Here is a 14606-nt window from a genome sequence, read left to right on the forward strand (position 1 = left end):
CGGGGACTCGAAGACTTGTGACCCCACGCGGAAGCCCCCACGAAGAACGGCGGGGACGAAGCTAGATGCCCAGGAAATCTGAGTTTTCTACCGGGTGCGGCACCACTGTAGCACCTTTGAGATCGACGGCCAGCATCAACGGACGCCACGCCGAGACGGCGTGTTCGCGCACCAGTTCGGCGGCGAACAGGCGCTGCGCCGGGTCGCTGCCGAGCACCAGGAGCGAGGGACCGGCACCCGAGACGACGGCCGCGAGGCCGGCGTCGCGGAGCATGCGGATGAGGGCGTCGGTCTCGGGCATGGCACTGGCGCGGTAACTCTGGTGCAGGCGGTCCTCGGTGGCCGCGAGCAGCAACTCGGGACTCTGCACGAGGGCCGCCACCAGCAGCGCCGACCGCGACACGTTGAACGTGGCGTCCTCGTGCGGGACGGAGGCGGGCTGCAGGCTGCGGGCCAGTTTGGTCGAGAGCGTCGACTCGGGCACGAACACCACGGGCGAGACACCGCGGTGCACGAGCAGTCGCTTGTGCGACGGGCCGTGCGAGTTCATCCACGCGATCGTGAGGCCGCCGAACAGCGCCGGCGCCACGTTGTCGGGGTGCCCCTCCATCTCGGTCGCCAGGGCGAGCAACGCCGCCGAGTCGAGCTCGACCGTGCCCTCGAGGAGCCCCTTGGCGGCCATGATGCCCGAGACGATCGCGGCCGCGGACGACCCGAGTCCCCGGCCGTGCGGGATGGCGTTGCGAGCCCGGAGGCGAAGCCCGGGCAAGGGGACGTCGACCGAGGCGAACGCCGCGGCGACGGCCTGGACGACGAGGTTCGACCCGTCGGTGGGCACCTGACCGGCCCCGACGCCCGTGACCTCGACCGAGACCCCTGGCTCATCGGTAGCCGTGACCTCGAGCTCGTCGTAGAGCGAGAGCGCGAGGCCCAGCGTGTCGAAGCCGGGACCGAGGTTGGCCGAGGTCGCGGGGACCTTGACCAGCACCGAGCGCCCGACGACCCCGGAGGTCATGCAGAGGCCGGTGCGAGACCGAGCACCTCGGCCACCCGGGCCGTGTCGCTCGCGACCACGGTCGGCTGCACGTCGCTGCCGTCGGCGCGACGCAGGGCCCACTGGGGGTCTTTCAGGCCGTGGCCGGTGACGGTGAGCACCACGGTGGCACCGGCGGGGATGACCCCGGCGTCCGCTCGCTCGAGCAGACCGGCGACGCTGATGGCCGACGCGGGCTCGACGAACACGCCGACCTCGGCCGAGAGGATCTTCTGCGCGGCGAGGATGGCCTCGTCGGTGATGGCGCCGAACCAGCCGTCGGTCAGGTCGCGCGCCTCGAGGGCGAGCTGCCACGAGGCGGGGTTGCCGATGCGGATCGCGCTGGCGATGGTCTCGGGGGCCTTGACGACCTCACCCGCGACGATGGGCGCGGAGCCGGCGGCCTGGAATCCGAACATGCGCGGCAGCTTGGTGGCGCGACCGATCTCGAGGTCCTCGCGGTAGCCGCGCGTGTAGGCGGTGTAATTGCCGGCGTTGCCGACCGGGATGAAGTGGAAGTCGGGGGCGTCGCCGAGCACGTCGACGACCTCGAACGCACCGGTCTTCTGCCCCTCGATGCGGTCGTTGTTGACCGAGTTGACCAGGTGCACCGGGTAGTTCGCGGCGAGGTCGCGCGCGATGTCGAGGCAGTCGTCGAAGTTGCCCTGGATCTGCAACAGCTGGCCGTCGTGCGCGACGGCCTGGCTGAGCTTGCCCATGGCGATCTTGCCCTCGGGCACGAGCACGGCGGCCGTGATGCCGGCGTGGGCGGCGTAGGCGGCGGCCGAGGCCGACGTGTTGCCCGTGGAGGCGCAGATGACGGCCTTGGCACCGTGCTCGACGGCCTTCGAGATGGCCATCGTCATGCCGCGGTCCTTGAAGGAACCGGTCGGGTTCATGCCCTCGTACTTGACGTAGACCTTGGCACCCGTGCGGTTCGACAGGGCCGGAGCCGGGATCAGCGGCGTGCCGCCCTCGCCCAGCGTGACGATCGGGGTGGCGTCGGTGACGTCGAGACGGTCGGCGTATTCGCGCAGGACACCCTGCCACTGGTGGGCCATCAGGCTCCTTCGACTCTCAGCACGCTCGTGACGGAGTTCACGACCGTGGCGTTCTTCAGGGCGGTCACCGTCGCGGCGAGGTCGGACTCGCGCGCCCGGTGGGTGCCGATGATCAGCGTAGCGGTGGCCACGGCGTCACCCTCGACCGTGACGCCCGGCGTCGCACCCGACGTCTGCTCGACGCTGTGGACGCTCACGCCGTGGTCGCTGAGCACCCCGGCGACCTCGGCGAGCACACCCGGCTGGTCCGCCACGTCGAGCGTGATCTGGTACCGGGTCGACACACGGCCGATCGGCAGGACGGGCAGGTTCGCGTGGGTCGACTCGGCGACGCCGGGGCCTCCGATGACGTGCCGTCGAGCGGCCGAGACGAGGTCGCCCAGCACGGCGGACGCCGTCTCGACTCCCCCGGCGCCGGCACCGTAGAACATGAGGTCGCCGGCCGACTCCGCCTCGACGAAGACGGCGTTCTTGGCTCCGTGCACGGCCGCGAGCGGGTGGCTCAAAGGCACGAGCGCCGGGTAGACGCGGGCGCTGACGCCCTCGACTCCGTCGTCGTCGACCAGGCGTTCGCAGATCGCGAGGATCTTCACGACGTACCCGGCCTTGCGCGCGGCGACCACCTGGTCGTGCGTGACCGAGGTGATGCCTTCGCGGTGCACGGCGGCGAGGGGGACGGCCGTGTGGAAGGCGAGGCTGGCCAGGATGGCGGCCTTCTGAGCCGCGTCGTAGCCCTCGATGTCGGCCGTGGGGTCGGCCTCGGCGTACCCCAGGGCCGTGGCCGTCGCGAGGGCGTCCTCGAGGCTCGAGCCGTCGGTGTCCATTCGGTCGAGGATGAAGTTGGTCGTGCCGTTGACGATGCCCATGATGCGCTGGACGCGGTCGCCGGCGAGGCTGTCGCGCAACGGGCGGATGATCGGGATGGCCCCGGCCACCGCGGCCTCGTAGTAGACCTGCGCGCCGACCTGCTCGGCGGCGTCGAAGAGTTCGGTGCCGTGGCTCGCGAGCAGGGCCTTGTTGCCCGTGATGACGTCGGCCCCCGAGTTGAGGGCCTGCAGCACGTAGCTGCGGGCCGGCTCGAGTCCGCCGATCAGCTCGACGACGATGTCGGCACCGACGATGAGCGACTCGACGTCGGTCGTGAACAGTTCGCGCGGCAGGTCGACGTCGCGGGGCGCGTCGACGTCGCGCACGCCGATGCCGACGAGCTCGAGTCCGGCGCCCGCGCGCCCGGCGAAGTCGTCGCCCTGCTCGAGCAGCAGCCGCGCCACCTGCGACCCCACCGAGCCGGCGCCCAGCAGGGCGACCCTCACGTTGCGGTATTCGATCATGTCAGTCCGTTCTCGGGTGCTTCGTCGTCGGGGGGCGGTGCTCGCACGAGGTCAGGAGGCGCGGGTCGATCAGTCGAGACCGGCGTCGCGGGCCAGGAGGTCGGCCTCGCTCTCGCCCCGGACGATCACGCGGGCCCGGCCGTCACGGACGGCCACGACGGGGGGACGCCCGACGTGGTTGTAGTTGCTCGCGAGGCTGTGGCAGTAGGCGCCGGTGGCGGGCACGGCGAGCAGGTCGCCCGGGGCGACGTCGCCGGGCAGGTAGTCCGCGAGCACGACGAGGTCGCCGCTCTCACAATGCTTGCCGGCCACGCGCACGAGCGCGGGCGGAGCCGAGGAGGTGCGGTTCGCGATGCGCACGGAGTATTCGGCCGCGTAGAGGGCCGTCCGTGCGTTGTCGCTCATGCCCCCGTCGACGCTGACGTACCGTCGCACCGCGGTGCCCTCGTCGGAGGTGACCGTGACGTCCTTGATGGTGCCGACCTCGTAGAGCGTGGTGCCGGCGGGGCCCACGATGACGCGCCCGGGCTCGACCGCGAGGAGCGGCACGTCGACGCCGAGGCGGAGGCACTCGGCCTGCACGATGTCGACCAGGGCGACGGCGAGGTCGTCGAGCGGGCGGGCGTCGTCGGCGCTCGTGTAGGCGATGCCGAAGCCGCCGCCGAGGTTGAGCTCGGGGACCGGGCCGGTCGCGAGCAGGTCGGCGTGCACGGCGAGCAGGCGACGGGCGGCCTCGGCGAAGCCGTCCGAACCGAAGATCTGTGAACCGATGTGCGAGTGCAGTCCCACGAATTCGAGTGAGGGCTGCCGGCGGATCGAGCCGACGATCTCGGCGGTCTCGGAGAGCGGGACGCCGAACTTCTGGTCTTCGCGGGCGGTGGCGAGGTACTCGTGGGTGGAGGCGTGCACGCCCGAATTGACCCGCAGGCGCACGCGCTGGACGCGCCCGTGACGCTCGGCCGCCGCGGCGACCCGGCCGACCTCGGCAGCGTTGTCGAGGACGACGGTGCCGATGCCTGCCTCGACGGTGCGGTCGATCTCGGCGAGCGACTTGTTGTTTCCGTGGAACCCCATGCGGGCCGGGGCGACACCCGCGGCCCGGGGGAGGGCGAACGCGCCTCGGGGGCAGCTGTCGACGGCCGTGCCCGCCGCGGCCACCCAGCGGGCGACCTCGGCCGAGAGGAACGCCTTGGCGGCGTAGTAGACCGTCGCCGTCGTGCCGATGCGGGCGGCCTCGCGCTCGAACGAACGGACGGCCTCGACGGCCCGGGTGCGGGCGTCGTCCTCGTCGAGGACGTACAGCGGGGTGCCGAACGACACCACGAGGTCGGAGGCGGTGACGCCGCCGAGCACGAGTTCACCGTCGGGCGACCGCTGGGCCGTGGCCGACCAGACCGCCGGATCGAGGGCGTCGGCGTCGGTCGGCTCGACGAGCCAGGCAGGGGCCAGGGGGTTCGGGGACACGCGGACCTCGGGGGTTCGAAGGACGGGGAACGACATCAGAGCCTACCCACCGCCGGCGGGCGTGACGGCCACGGTCGGGACGCCCTCGACGGCGCAGGCGAGGTCAGGAGCAGGAGCCCTTGGTGCCGATGCCGCTGGACGAGATCGGCAGGCCCGGCGACGTGACGTCGAGGGTCGCCGCCGACGACGTGACGTCGACGCCGGTCAGGGTGGTGCCCTGGGGCAGGTACTGCGCCGCACACACGTCGAAGGCGTAGCCGCCGATGAAGGGCGCGAGGTCGAGCGACACCGACGTGTCCCGGAGCGACGCCGTCGTCGGCGTGAGCGAGATGACCCGGCCCTCGCTCGTGATCGAGGGCGTGGCGACGACGTCCACGGGGACGACCGTGTTCACCAGCGGGATCGTGAAGTCGCGGGCGTAGGTGACCTGTCCGTCGCCGAACGAGATCGCTCCTCCGCTCTCTTGCACGGCCGCCAGACCGTTGACGGTCGCCGCGTCGGCGGTGACCGTGCCGGTGATCGCGCCGGTCGAACCGCTCAGGTCGGTCGGGACGTCCCGGACGTCGAAGTCGAACGAGAGCCCACCCGACGACCCGGCGGACGAGATGGTGGCCTGGTCGATGGTGCCCTGCACGAGCTGCCAGAGCATCGAGAAGCCGCCGATCTGCACGTCGACGGGGCCGGCGGCGTCACCGAGCTGCTGCGAGATCTGCTTCTCGGCCTGGTCCTCGGCGACGGTCCGGACGACGAGGTCGGCGACCACAGCGAGGATGCCGAGGACCACCACGAGACCGACCAGCACGAAGAGGAAGATCCCGAAGCCTCGACCTCGGCGGCGGGCGACGGGCTTGGCCTCGAAGAAGTCGGAGTCGATGTCGCTCATCGGGCCATCTTGTCAGCCGGGCGGCGAGGATCGCTCACGCCGCGCCTCCTGCGGTCGAGTCCGAGGAGGCGCGGCGCGGGAGGTCACATGCGGTCCGGTGCCGAGACGCCCAGCAGGCCGAGCCCGTTGCGGATGACCTGGCCCGCCGCGTCGTTCAACCACAGGCGGGTGCGGTGCAGGTCGGTGACCTCGTCGTCGCCGAGCGGCGTGACGCGGCAGGTGTCGTACCAGCGGTGGTAGGTGCCGGCGAGCTCTTCGACGTAGCGGGCCACGCGGTGCGGCTCGCGCAGTTCGGCGGCCTGGACGACGACGCGCGGCAGCTCGGACAGGGCTCCGAGCAGGGCGCTCTCGGTCTCGTGCGTGAGCAGTGAGGCGTCGAACGCGTCACGCGTGACCCCGGCCGCCTCGGCGTTGCGGGCGACCGCGCGGGTGCGGGCGTGGGCGTACTGGACGTAGAAGACCGGGTTGTCGTTGCTGCGCTTGGTGAGCAGGTCGAGGTCGATGTCGATCGAGCTGTTCACCGGGCTGCGGACCAACGAGTACCGGCCGGCGTCGACGCCGACGGCGTCGACGAGGTCCTCCATCGTGACGACGGTGCCCGCACGCTTGGACATGCGCATCGGTTCGCCGTCGCGCAACAGGTTGACCATCTGGCCGATGAGGATCTCGAGGTTGACGCCGGGCTCGTCGCCGAACGCCGCGCACATCGCCATCATGCGACCGACGTAGCCGTGGTGGTCGGCGCCGAGCATGATCAGGTTGCGCTCGAAGCCGCGCTCGCGCTTGTCGAGGTAGTAGGCCAGGTCGCCGGCGATGTAGGCGGCCTCGCCGTCGCTCTTGACGATGACGCGGTCGCGGTCGTCGCCGAACTCGGTGGTGCGCAGCCAGGTCGCGCCCTCGGATTCGTAGACGTGGCCGAGTTCGCGCAGGCGGGCGACGGCGCGCTCGACGGCCTTCGGCTCGTGCAGGGAGTTCTCGTGGAAGTAGACGTCGAAGTCGACGCCGAAGTCGTGCAGCGAGGACTTGATGTCGGCGAACATGAAGTCGACGCCGACCGACCGGAACAGCTCTTGCGCCTCGTCACGGGGCAGGTCGCGCACGTCGCCGTCGAAGGTCGCCAGGACGCGGGCGGCGATCTCGGCGATGTACTGCCCGCCGTAGCCGTCGTCCGGGGTGGGCTCGCCGAGCGAGCTCGCCAGCAGGCTGCGGGCGAAGCGGTCGATCTGCCCGCCGTGGTCGTTGAAGTAGTACTCGCGGGTGACGAGCGCACCCTGGGCCTGGAACACGCGGGCCAGGCTGTCGCCCACCGCGGCCCAGCGCACGCCGCCGAGGTGGATCGGGCCGGTGGGGTTGGCCGAGACGAACTCGAGGTCGATCGTGACGCCGCGGTAGTAGTCGCCGCGGCCGTACGCCTCGCCCTGCTCGACGATGGAGCGCGCGAGCAGACCCGCGGCGGCGGCGTCGAGGCGGATGTTGATGAACCCGGGGCCCGCGACGTCGACGTCGGCGACCCCGTCGACCTCGGCCAGCTCGGCGGCGATCTCGGTGGCGAGCTCGCGCGGGTTCGTGCCCACGCGCTTGGCGAACTTCATCGCCACGTTCGATGCCCAGTCACCGTGGTCGCGGTTCTTCGGCCGCTCGAGCGCCACGTCGCCCTCGGTCACCGCCACGTCGACGGTGCCTCGGCGCTCGAGGACGCCCTGGACGACGGCGAGCAGGGACGTGGAGAGTTCGGCGGGAGTCACGCGGGGCGATCTTACCGGCAGCCCCGGGGCCGACGACGAGCCCGGTGTCGGTGGTGATGGGGGGATGAGCCCTGCCCCGACCCGCCCCCCCGTCGTCCTGCGCACCCTCGTCGTGACGGGTGCCCTCGCCCTGTCCCTCACCGCCTGCACGGCCCCGTCGCAGGCCGCACCGAGCGTCACGCCGACGTCGGGCGCGCAGGCCTCCGCCAGCCCCGGCGCGACGCCGACCACGGCGCCGACGCCCGACCTCGTGAGCACGCCGTTCGCGATCGACTGCGACGACCTGCTCGACACGGGCTCGCTCTCGTCCTGGTACCCGGGCTTGACGACCGTGCCGGGCGGGAGCGCGGGCGGGGACGAGAGCCGGGGCGGGGAGGCCCTGCAGCAGGTGGCCGACGCGGACGGCACGACGTGCACGTGGCAGGACTCCAGCGGCGCCACCGGCACGGTCGGCGGGGCGCACTTCGACCCGGACAGCCCCGCCGGGCTGGCCAACGACCGCGTCGCGACCAGCAACTCGGTGCCGACCTGCGGCGGCGAGGGGTACTTCGACACCCCGGGCGAGATCGGCACGGCCGAGGCGTTCTCGTCCCCGGCCTTCGTCGTGGCCCGTTCGACGACGTTCCTCGAACCCGGCGACGCCGAGCCGGTCGTGTCGGCCGTGCTGTCCGCACTGGAGCAGGTCGACTGAGGCCGAGAGCGAGGGCGGGAGACTCAGGGGCGGGAGGTGCGCTCGGGTGAGGGGCGCGGCCTAGGCGACCAGCGCCTCCTCGTCCGTTCGCGAGCCGGCGGTCGCCGCGAGGCGCCCCGCCTCGACGGAGGCGGCCAGGGACGCCAACAACGCCTCGAGCTGACCGGCCGGGGCCCCCTTGTCTTCGGGGTGCCACTGCACGCCGACGACCGGGGCCGAGTCGTGCTCGACGGCCTCGACGGTGCCGTCGGAGGCGCGGCCGACGACGCGGAGGCCCCGGCCCAGGCGGCCGACGGCCTGGTGGTGCGCGCTCTGCACGACCGGCGCGGTGCCGAGGGCCCGGGCGAGGCGGCTGCCGGGCTCGAGCCCGACGGCGTGCGGGTTCATGAGCTGATCGACCGGCGCGTCGGGGGTACGGTGCACCCCGTCGTGGTCGTCCAGGTGCTGCACGAGGTCTCCGCCGAGGGCGACGTTGATCACCTGGTGGCCGCGGCAGACGCCCAACAGCGGGGTGTGGCGGGCGATCGCGCGGCGCACGACGGCGAGCTGGGCCTCGTCGGCCACGGGGTCGTGGCGACCCTCCCCCGGGTAGCCGGTCGCGCCTCCGTAGAGACGGGGGGAGAGGTCCTCGCCGCCGAGGACGACGATCGCGTCGGCGTCGGCGGTCACGTGCAAGAGTTCGTCGGTGCCGAGGGCGCCCGCGGCGAGACGCATGGCCTGCCAGCCCACGGCCTCGGCGGGCGCCCTCCCCCGGGAGTTCATGTCGTCGACGTAGGCGTGGTACTCGGGAGCGTACGGCCGGTGCCTCGTCACCTCGACCACGGCGAGACGCCTCGAGGCGACGGCGGGGGCGCCCGGGCGGGCGGCGGGGCGCGGGGCGAAGTCATGCCCCCCATGCTGCCGGCGGGGCCGGCGGCCTGCCCGGTGCGTGTCGCCGCGTTACGTCCGCGCCGCCGGCGCGCCCTCGCCGCCCGCCGTGGCGGTCAGGGCCACAAGGAGGCGCGGGTCCAGCCGTCGCCGTCGCGGTCGTACCGCAGGCGCACCTGGTCGCGGCCCGTGGTGGCCTGCCAGAACTCGATCGATGTGGGGTCCACCCGCCAGGCGGTCCAGGCGTCGGGCACGAGGGTGTCGTCGGACTCGATGGCCGCCTTGGCCTCGGCGAGGCGACGGCGCGTCTCGGCCTCGTCGGTGATGGGGCTGCTCTGCGGCTGCGTCATGGCGACGGCGCGCGAGTCGGGGTGGCGAGCGGTGAAGTCCTTCTCGCTGACGTCGCGCGGGCCGGGCGTCGCCCGACCGAGCACGCGGACCTGGCGGCCCTGCTCACGCCAGTAGAGGGTGAGGGCCACCCGGGGGTTCTCGGCGATCTGCCGACCCTTCGGGCTGATCGACGAGGTGGCGAACCAGAGAGCGCCGTCGTCGACGTCCTTGAGGAGCAGGGTGCGGGCCGTGACGTCGCCGTCGGACGACGAGGTCGAGATGACCATGGCGTGCGGCTGGGCGACGTCCTGGTCGACGGCCTCGACGAGCCACGAGACGAACTGGTCGACCGCGTCGTCGGCCACGTCGTCGACGTCGAAAGTGGGCAGCTCGGGGTGGAAGACCTTGGCCGAGCGGAGGCGGTCTCGCAGGGTCGGACCGCTCGGGTCGGTGCGGTCGGGGCGGGCTCGGTCGGTGCGGTCGTCTTGGGTCACTCCTCCACGATGCACCCCCACACCGTCAGGTCGTCCCAGACGCGACCGATTCGCTGCTAACCTGGACGACGTTCCCGGGCCCCCATAGCTCAGGGGATAGAGCACTGCCCTCCGGAGGCAGGGGCGGCAGTTCGAATCTGCCTGGGGGCACCACATCTCCGCTCTCGCGGCAGCGTCGCTCTCGCGACGGTCCTCCCCTCGCGACAGCCTCGGAACCCGAGGCCATGCCGATGTCGGGCTCGATCAGTCGGTCTGCTGGCGGCGGGCACGGTCGGCGTCGTCGCGCTCGAGCTCGCGGCGCAGGACGCGCTCGGGGACGGCGACGTGCTCGGCGGCCTGTCGCATGCTCGCTCCCTCGGCGCGCAGCTGGCGGGCCGCGTCGAGGCGGCGTCTCGAGACCGGGGGCTTCGCGGTCTGCGCGACCCGCGCCTCCTGCCGTTTGCGGGTCTCGGCGCGGTGCAGCTCGCCGCCGACCTGCTCGTCGAAGCGGGCCAGGGCGGCGGTGACGCAGAAGAAGAAGCGGCCGTAGGCGTTGAGCTCGTCGATCTGCTCGTCGATCGAGCGGAAGGCGACGCCGAGCGCGTCGAGGGTCGCCATCACGCCGACCAGCTCGGCGACCGAGCGGCCGATGCGGTCGACGTTCGTCACGACGAAGACGTCGCCCTCGCGCAGGCTGCCGATGGCCTTGGCGAACTCGGGGCGGGACTGCCTGGTGCCGGTGGCGTGATCCACGAACACCCGGTCGCACCCGCCGGCCCGGAGGCGTTCCGTCTGCCGGTCGGACGACGGGTCGTCTCGCGAGATGCGGGCGTACCCGACGACGGTCACGGGCGGCCTTCCGACGAGAGGGGGCGGACAGAGAGGTGAGGCCCCGCCGACGGCGAGGCCTCGAGGACGGTCGCCCGAGGGCGTCCGTCAGTGGATCGTCGTGCTCAACTGTAGGTGAGCGCGATCACCGCGACGTCGAGCGTGCGGTACGAACCCTCACGTCGGACGGCGGACCGGACTCGACCACGCAGCACCTCGAAGAGACCGTCGTTCTCGTGCACGAACCCGATCACCCCGGCGGTCGGCGTCGACACGCGGTGGAATCCGTCGCCCAGCGGGACGACCTCGGCCCGGGACGTTCGCTCCAAGACAGCACCCATGATGTCTCCTTCTTCGTTCTCCGGCCCGTCTGTGGGCCGTGATCGTAGCGTACCCCGCACATGGGGTACACGACCTTGCGGAGTTGTCAGGCTCGTCGTCTCGTTCGCTCCGCGGACAGCGGCGGAACCGGCGCCGTCCGATCAGGCCGCCGGGGCCTCGGGCAGGGCCCCGCGACGCCGCCGACGACCGGCCGCGACCGTCACCCCGACGCTCGCCGCGGTCACGCAGGCCAGGGCCACCACCTCGCGCACCCCGAGCGCCTCATCCAACACGATGAGCCCGGCCAGGGCGGCCACCGCCGGCCCCAGGCTGGACAGCACCCCGAACACCCGGGTCGGCAGTCGCCGCAGCGCCACCGACTCGAGGGCGTACGGGATCGCCGAGGTCAGCGCCGCCACCACCAGGAAGACCAGCAGGAGGCGCGGGTCGGCCCGGACGGCCACCGTCGCGTCGTGCGCTCCGAACGGGACGACCACGAGGGCGGCGACGAGCATGGCGGTCGCGAGGGCCCCCATGGGGTCGCGGCCCCGACCCAGGGACGCGTTGGCCAGGATGTAGCAGGCCCAGAACGCGCCGGCACCGAGGGCGAGCAGCACACCGGCGATCGGGATCGCGCCGGTCGAGTCGGAGCCGAGCAACACGACCCCGGCGAGGGCGAGCAGGGCCCAGGCCGCGTCCCACCACCGCCTCGTCTGCACGAGTGCGACGACGAGCGGGCCGAGGAACTCGAGGGTGACCGCGACCCCGAGCGGCACGACGTCGATCGCGAGGTAGATGAGCGAATTCATCCCGGCCAGGGCGAGACCCAGCACGAGCACTCCGAGCCAGGTGCGGCGGGGCCACCCCCACGGGCGCGGGCGGAAGACCAGCACCAGCAGGGTCGCGCCGAACGCGAGGCGGAGTGCAGCGGCACCCAGGGGCCCCAGGGCCTCGAAATGCGTCTTGGCGAGAGCCGCCCCGAACTGCACCGAGACGATCGCCGCGACGGCGAGCAAGGGCGACGGCACACGGCCGAGGGGGCTGGGGTTCACGGGGCTCCGGGTTCGTCACGGGGTGTGCGGCGGCACAGTACGATCGTGGCATGAGCGACGCCTTCTCCGTCATCTCGCCGGTGGTGGAGCTCTTCGGCTGGTTCGGGTTCATCGTCGGCACGCCCTTCCTCCTGGCCGGCTGGGTGCTGCGGCGCCGTGCCACCCGCCTCGAGAGCACCGTCGGAGTGGTCATCCCGCCGCCCGACTGGGCCCGGGCCGCGACCGCCCGGTGGATGGACGTCGACGGGCAGCTGCACGAGACGCAGTTCGGCGACGTCCCGGTGACGACGCCGCTCGAGACCGAGCTGACCGTGCACTACGACCCGGACCGCCCGCACCGTGCCCGCGTCCACCCGCCGCACGACGACGGACGGGCGCCCCGCACCGTGGGGGTCGTGCTCTACGCGGTCGGGGTGGTCTGCGCCGTCGCGTCGGTCGCTCTGCTCTTCGTCGCCTGACCCGTCCCGTGACCGGTTCGTCGTCGCCCGATCCGTGCGCACCGCGACGCGGGCAGTCTGACGGGGGCCGTCGATAGACTCCCCCGCAACGAGCGAGGGGAGCGTCGTGAGCACGAGATCGACGACCGGCCGACGACCGACGAGCCGAGTGGTCACCGCCGTGTCCACGGCGATGCTGACCTCGGTCGCTGCGATCGCCCTCGGCGTGGTCCCCGCCCAGGCGGTGGAGCCGGTCGACCTCTCGGGCGGCTACGTGGTCGACCAGGCCGACGTGCTGTCGAGTGCGGACGAGACCGAGGTCACCGACGCACTCGACCGGCTCTCGACCGACACCGGCGTCAACCTCTTCGTCGTCTACGTCGACTCGTTCTCCTCCCCCGCCGACCGCACGGCCTGGGGTGAGGCCACGGCGTCCCTGAACCAGCTCGGCACGAACGACGTCCTGCTCTCGGTGGCGGTCGACGACCAGCTCTACGACCTCTCGGCCGACACGTCCGTGATCCCGGAATCCGACCGACAGGCGCTCCAGACCGACGTCGTCGTGCCCGAGCTGCGTGACGGCGACTGGGCCGGCGCCGCCGTCGCCCTGGCCGACGGCATCCGCAGCGACGAGGCCGGCCCCGACCTCAGCTGGGTGCTCTGGGCGTTGCTCGTGCTGGTCCTCGTCGCGGCGGTCGTCGCCGTGGTGTTCGTGGTCCGCCGGGCACGACGACGACGCCGCGAGCTCGATGTGCAGAAGGCGGATCAGGACGAACTCGACAAGCGCGCGGCACGCGTGCTGGTCGCCCTCGACGACGAGTTGACCGCGGGCGCGCACGAGGTCGGCTTCGCCGCCGCACAGTTCGGCGACGACGCGGCCCGGCCCTTCGCCGAGGCACTCGACGCGGCCCGGGTGCACGCTCGCGAGGCGTTCGCGCTGCAGCAGAAGCGCGACGACTCCGTCCCCGACTCCCCCGAGCAACGCCGCGAGTGGACCACCCGCATCATCGAGTTGTGCGAGGCGGCCGACGCGTCGCTCGCCGAGCAGTCCGCCGCGTTCGACGAGCTGCGCGAGGCCGAGAGTCGGGCTCCGCGCGACGTGGCGGCCCTCCCCGGCGAGATCGAGACCCGACGGGCCCGGCTCGCGAGGGCCCGCACCGTCATCGGCGAGCTGACCACGATCTACTCGGCACGGGCGGTCGCGTCGATCGACCAGAACGACGACCAGGCCGATCGCCTGCTCGAGTTCGCCGACGAGCGGACCCGCACGGCGGCGACCGCGGTGGCGTCGTCCTCCACCTCGGAGGCCGTCATCGCCGTCCGTGAGGCCCGGCAGGCCCTGGCGCCGGCCGACCCGTTGCTGAGCGCGGTCGACGGGGCCGCCGAGCCGCTGCGGACGGCGGGCAGCACGATCTCGGCGAGGCCCCTCGACCTGCGGCGTGACATCGCGACGGCCGAGGGCCTGCCCGACGGCTCGGCCCCGCAGGGCGTCGACGTCGCCGGCTCCGTCTCGGCCGCACGGGCCTCCGTCGCGCTGGCCGAGACGACGACCGACGACCCGCTCGCCGTCGTCGCCTCGCTCGGTGCCGCCAACGACCGCATCGCCCAGGTTCTGGCCGCCGTGCGCGTGGACACCGAGAAGCGGCGCCGGGCCCGGGCGGCCCTCGACCAGGCGCTGCTGACCGCCCGCAGCCAGATCAGCGCCACCCGCGACTTCATCGAGACACGTCGCGGCGGCATCGGCCCGCAGCCGCGCACCCGGTTGTCCGAGGCCGAACGCCACCTGGCCACCGCCGTGTCGCTCGCGACGTCCGACCGCGACGCCGCCTTGTTCGAGGCCCACCAGGCAGTCCAGCTGTCGCAGGCCGCAGCGGCCGGCGCCGAGGCCGAGGTCTCGTCCTACCAGCAGGCGAGCCCGTTCGGAGGCGGCATGGGCACCCGCGGGTCGGCCGGGGCCGACCTCGGCGGCATCGTCACCGGCATGTTGCTCGGTGGACTCTTCAGCGGCGGTGGCGGCGGCTTCGGTGGTGGAGCGTCTGGGTTTGTGTGCGGGGATTTCGGTGTGGGTGTTGGGTGTGGTGTGTGTGCTC

At 72.7% G+C, this 14606-nt stretch carries 14 protein-coding genes and 1 tRNA gene; 4 read left to right on the forward strand and 11 right to left on the reverse strand.

All coding sequences use genetic code 11. The features are described 5' to 3' along the window. Positions 1–61: 61 nt before the first annotated feature. From thrB to argS, 6 genes are all read right to left on the reverse strand, one after another. Positions 62–1015, reverse strand: coding sequence for a homoserine kinase (thrB, locus tag AEQ27_RS05745; protein WP_054145790.1), 954 nt, complete (start codon positions 1013–1015; stop codon positions 62–64). Continuing rightward, positions 1012–2094, reverse strand: a complete 1083-nt coding sequence (thrC, locus tag AEQ27_RS05750; RefSeq protein ID WP_054145791.1) for a threonine synthase — start codon at positions 2092–2094, stop codon at positions 1012–1014. The genes thrB and thrC overlap by 4 nt, the downstream gene beginning before the upstream one ends. Continuing rightward, on the reverse strand, positions 2094–3425 hold the full coding sequence (locus AEQ27_RS05755) for a homoserine dehydrogenase (RefSeq protein WP_054145792.1): 1332 nt from the start codon (positions 3423–3425) through the stop codon (positions 2094–2096). Before AEQ27_RS05755 ends, thrC begins: the two co-directional genes overlap by 1 nt. 69 nt (positions 3426–3494) lie before the next feature. Further along, the gene (gene lysA, locus AEQ27_RS05760) at positions 3495–4889 is read right to left on the reverse strand and encodes a diaminopimelate decarboxylase (RefSeq protein WP_152970192.1); all 1395 of its coding nucleotides are present in this window, start codon (positions 4887–4889) and stop codon (positions 3495–3497) included. A 103-nt stretch (positions 4890–4992) separates the two neighbouring features. Beyond that, entirely contained in the window at positions 4993–5772 is a 780-nt protein-coding gene (locus AEQ27_RS05765) for a DUF2993 domain-containing protein (RefSeq protein ID WP_054145794.1), read from the reverse strand. 83 nt (positions 5773–5855) lie between these two features. Beyond that, positions 5856–7517, reverse strand: a complete 1662-nt coding sequence (gene argS, locus AEQ27_RS05770; RefSeq protein ID WP_054145795.1) for an arginine--tRNA ligase — start codon at positions 7515–7517, stop codon at positions 5856–5858. 64 nt (positions 7518–7581) lie between these two features. Here argS and AEQ27_RS05775 point away from each other — a divergent pair, with 64 nt between their 5' ends. Next, on the forward strand, positions 7582–8208 hold the full coding sequence (locus tag AEQ27_RS05775) for a hypothetical protein (RefSeq protein ID WP_054145796.1): 627 nt from the start codon (positions 7582–7584) through the stop codon (positions 8206–8208). A gap of 60 nt (positions 8209–8268) precedes the next feature. Here the strand turns inward: AEQ27_RS05775 and AEQ27_RS05780 are convergent, their stop codons facing one another. Together AEQ27_RS05780 and AEQ27_RS05785 are read right to left on the reverse strand one after the other, a co-directional pair. Next, positions 8269–9021 (reverse strand): gamma-glutamyl-gamma-aminobutyrate hydrolase family protein, encoded by a 753-nt coding sequence (locus AEQ27_RS05780; protein WP_235450993.1) that lies wholly within the window; start codon positions 9019–9021, stop codon positions 8269–8271. Between the two features lie 170 nt (positions 9022–9191). Beyond that, positions 9192–9899, reverse strand: a complete 708-nt coding sequence (locus tag AEQ27_RS05785; protein WP_054145798.1) for a pyridoxal 5'-phosphate synthase — start codon at positions 9897–9899, stop codon at positions 9192–9194. Positions 9900–9977: 78 nt separating this feature from the next. Between AEQ27_RS05785 and AEQ27_RS05790 the strand changes: the two genes are divergently transcribed. Further along, positions 9978–10052, forward strand: a tRNA-Arg gene (locus AEQ27_RS05790). Positions 10053–10142: 90 nt separating this feature from the next. Here the strand turns inward: AEQ27_RS05790 and AEQ27_RS05795 are convergent. The 3 genes from AEQ27_RS05795 to AEQ27_RS05805 all read right to left on the reverse strand — a co-directional run bounded on the left by AEQ27_RS05795 (position 10143) and on the right by AEQ27_RS05805 (position 12079). After that, positions 10143–10727, reverse strand: a complete 585-nt coding sequence (locus AEQ27_RS05795; protein WP_054145799.1) for a recombinase family protein — start codon at positions 10725–10727, stop codon at positions 10143–10145. A gap of 104 nt (positions 10728–10831) precedes the next feature. Beyond that, positions 10832–11047 carry a hypothetical protein gene (locus AEQ27_RS05800; RefSeq protein ID WP_152970190.1) on the reverse strand — a complete coding sequence of 72 codons (216 nt, stop codon included), beginning with the start codon at positions 11045–11047 and terminating at the stop codon, positions 10832–10834. A gap of 141 nt (positions 11048–11188) precedes the next feature. Next, a complete protein-coding gene (locus AEQ27_RS05805) occupies positions 11189–12079 on the reverse strand; it encodes a DMT family transporter (protein ID WP_054145801.1) in 891 nt (296 codons plus the stop codon). Positions 12080–12129: 50 nt separating this feature from the next. Here AEQ27_RS05805 and AEQ27_RS05810 point away from each other — a divergent pair, with 50 nt between their 5' ends. Together AEQ27_RS05810 and AEQ27_RS05815 are read left to right on the forward strand one after the other, a co-directional pair. Then, entirely contained in the window at positions 12130–12537 is a 408-nt protein-coding gene (locus tag AEQ27_RS05810) for a hypothetical protein (protein ID WP_054145802.1), read from the forward strand. A 106-nt stretch (positions 12538–12643) separates the two neighbouring features. Then, on the forward strand, positions 12644–14606 hold a 1963-nt coding region (locus tag AEQ27_RS05815; RefSeq protein ID WP_152970191.1), incomplete at its 3' end, for a YgcG family protein.

Origin of the sequence: Frigoribacterium sp. RIT-PI-h, assembly GCF_001297205.1 — a bacterium.
GTDB lineage: Bacteria > Actinomycetota > Actinomycetes > Actinomycetales > Microbacteriaceae > Frigoribacterium.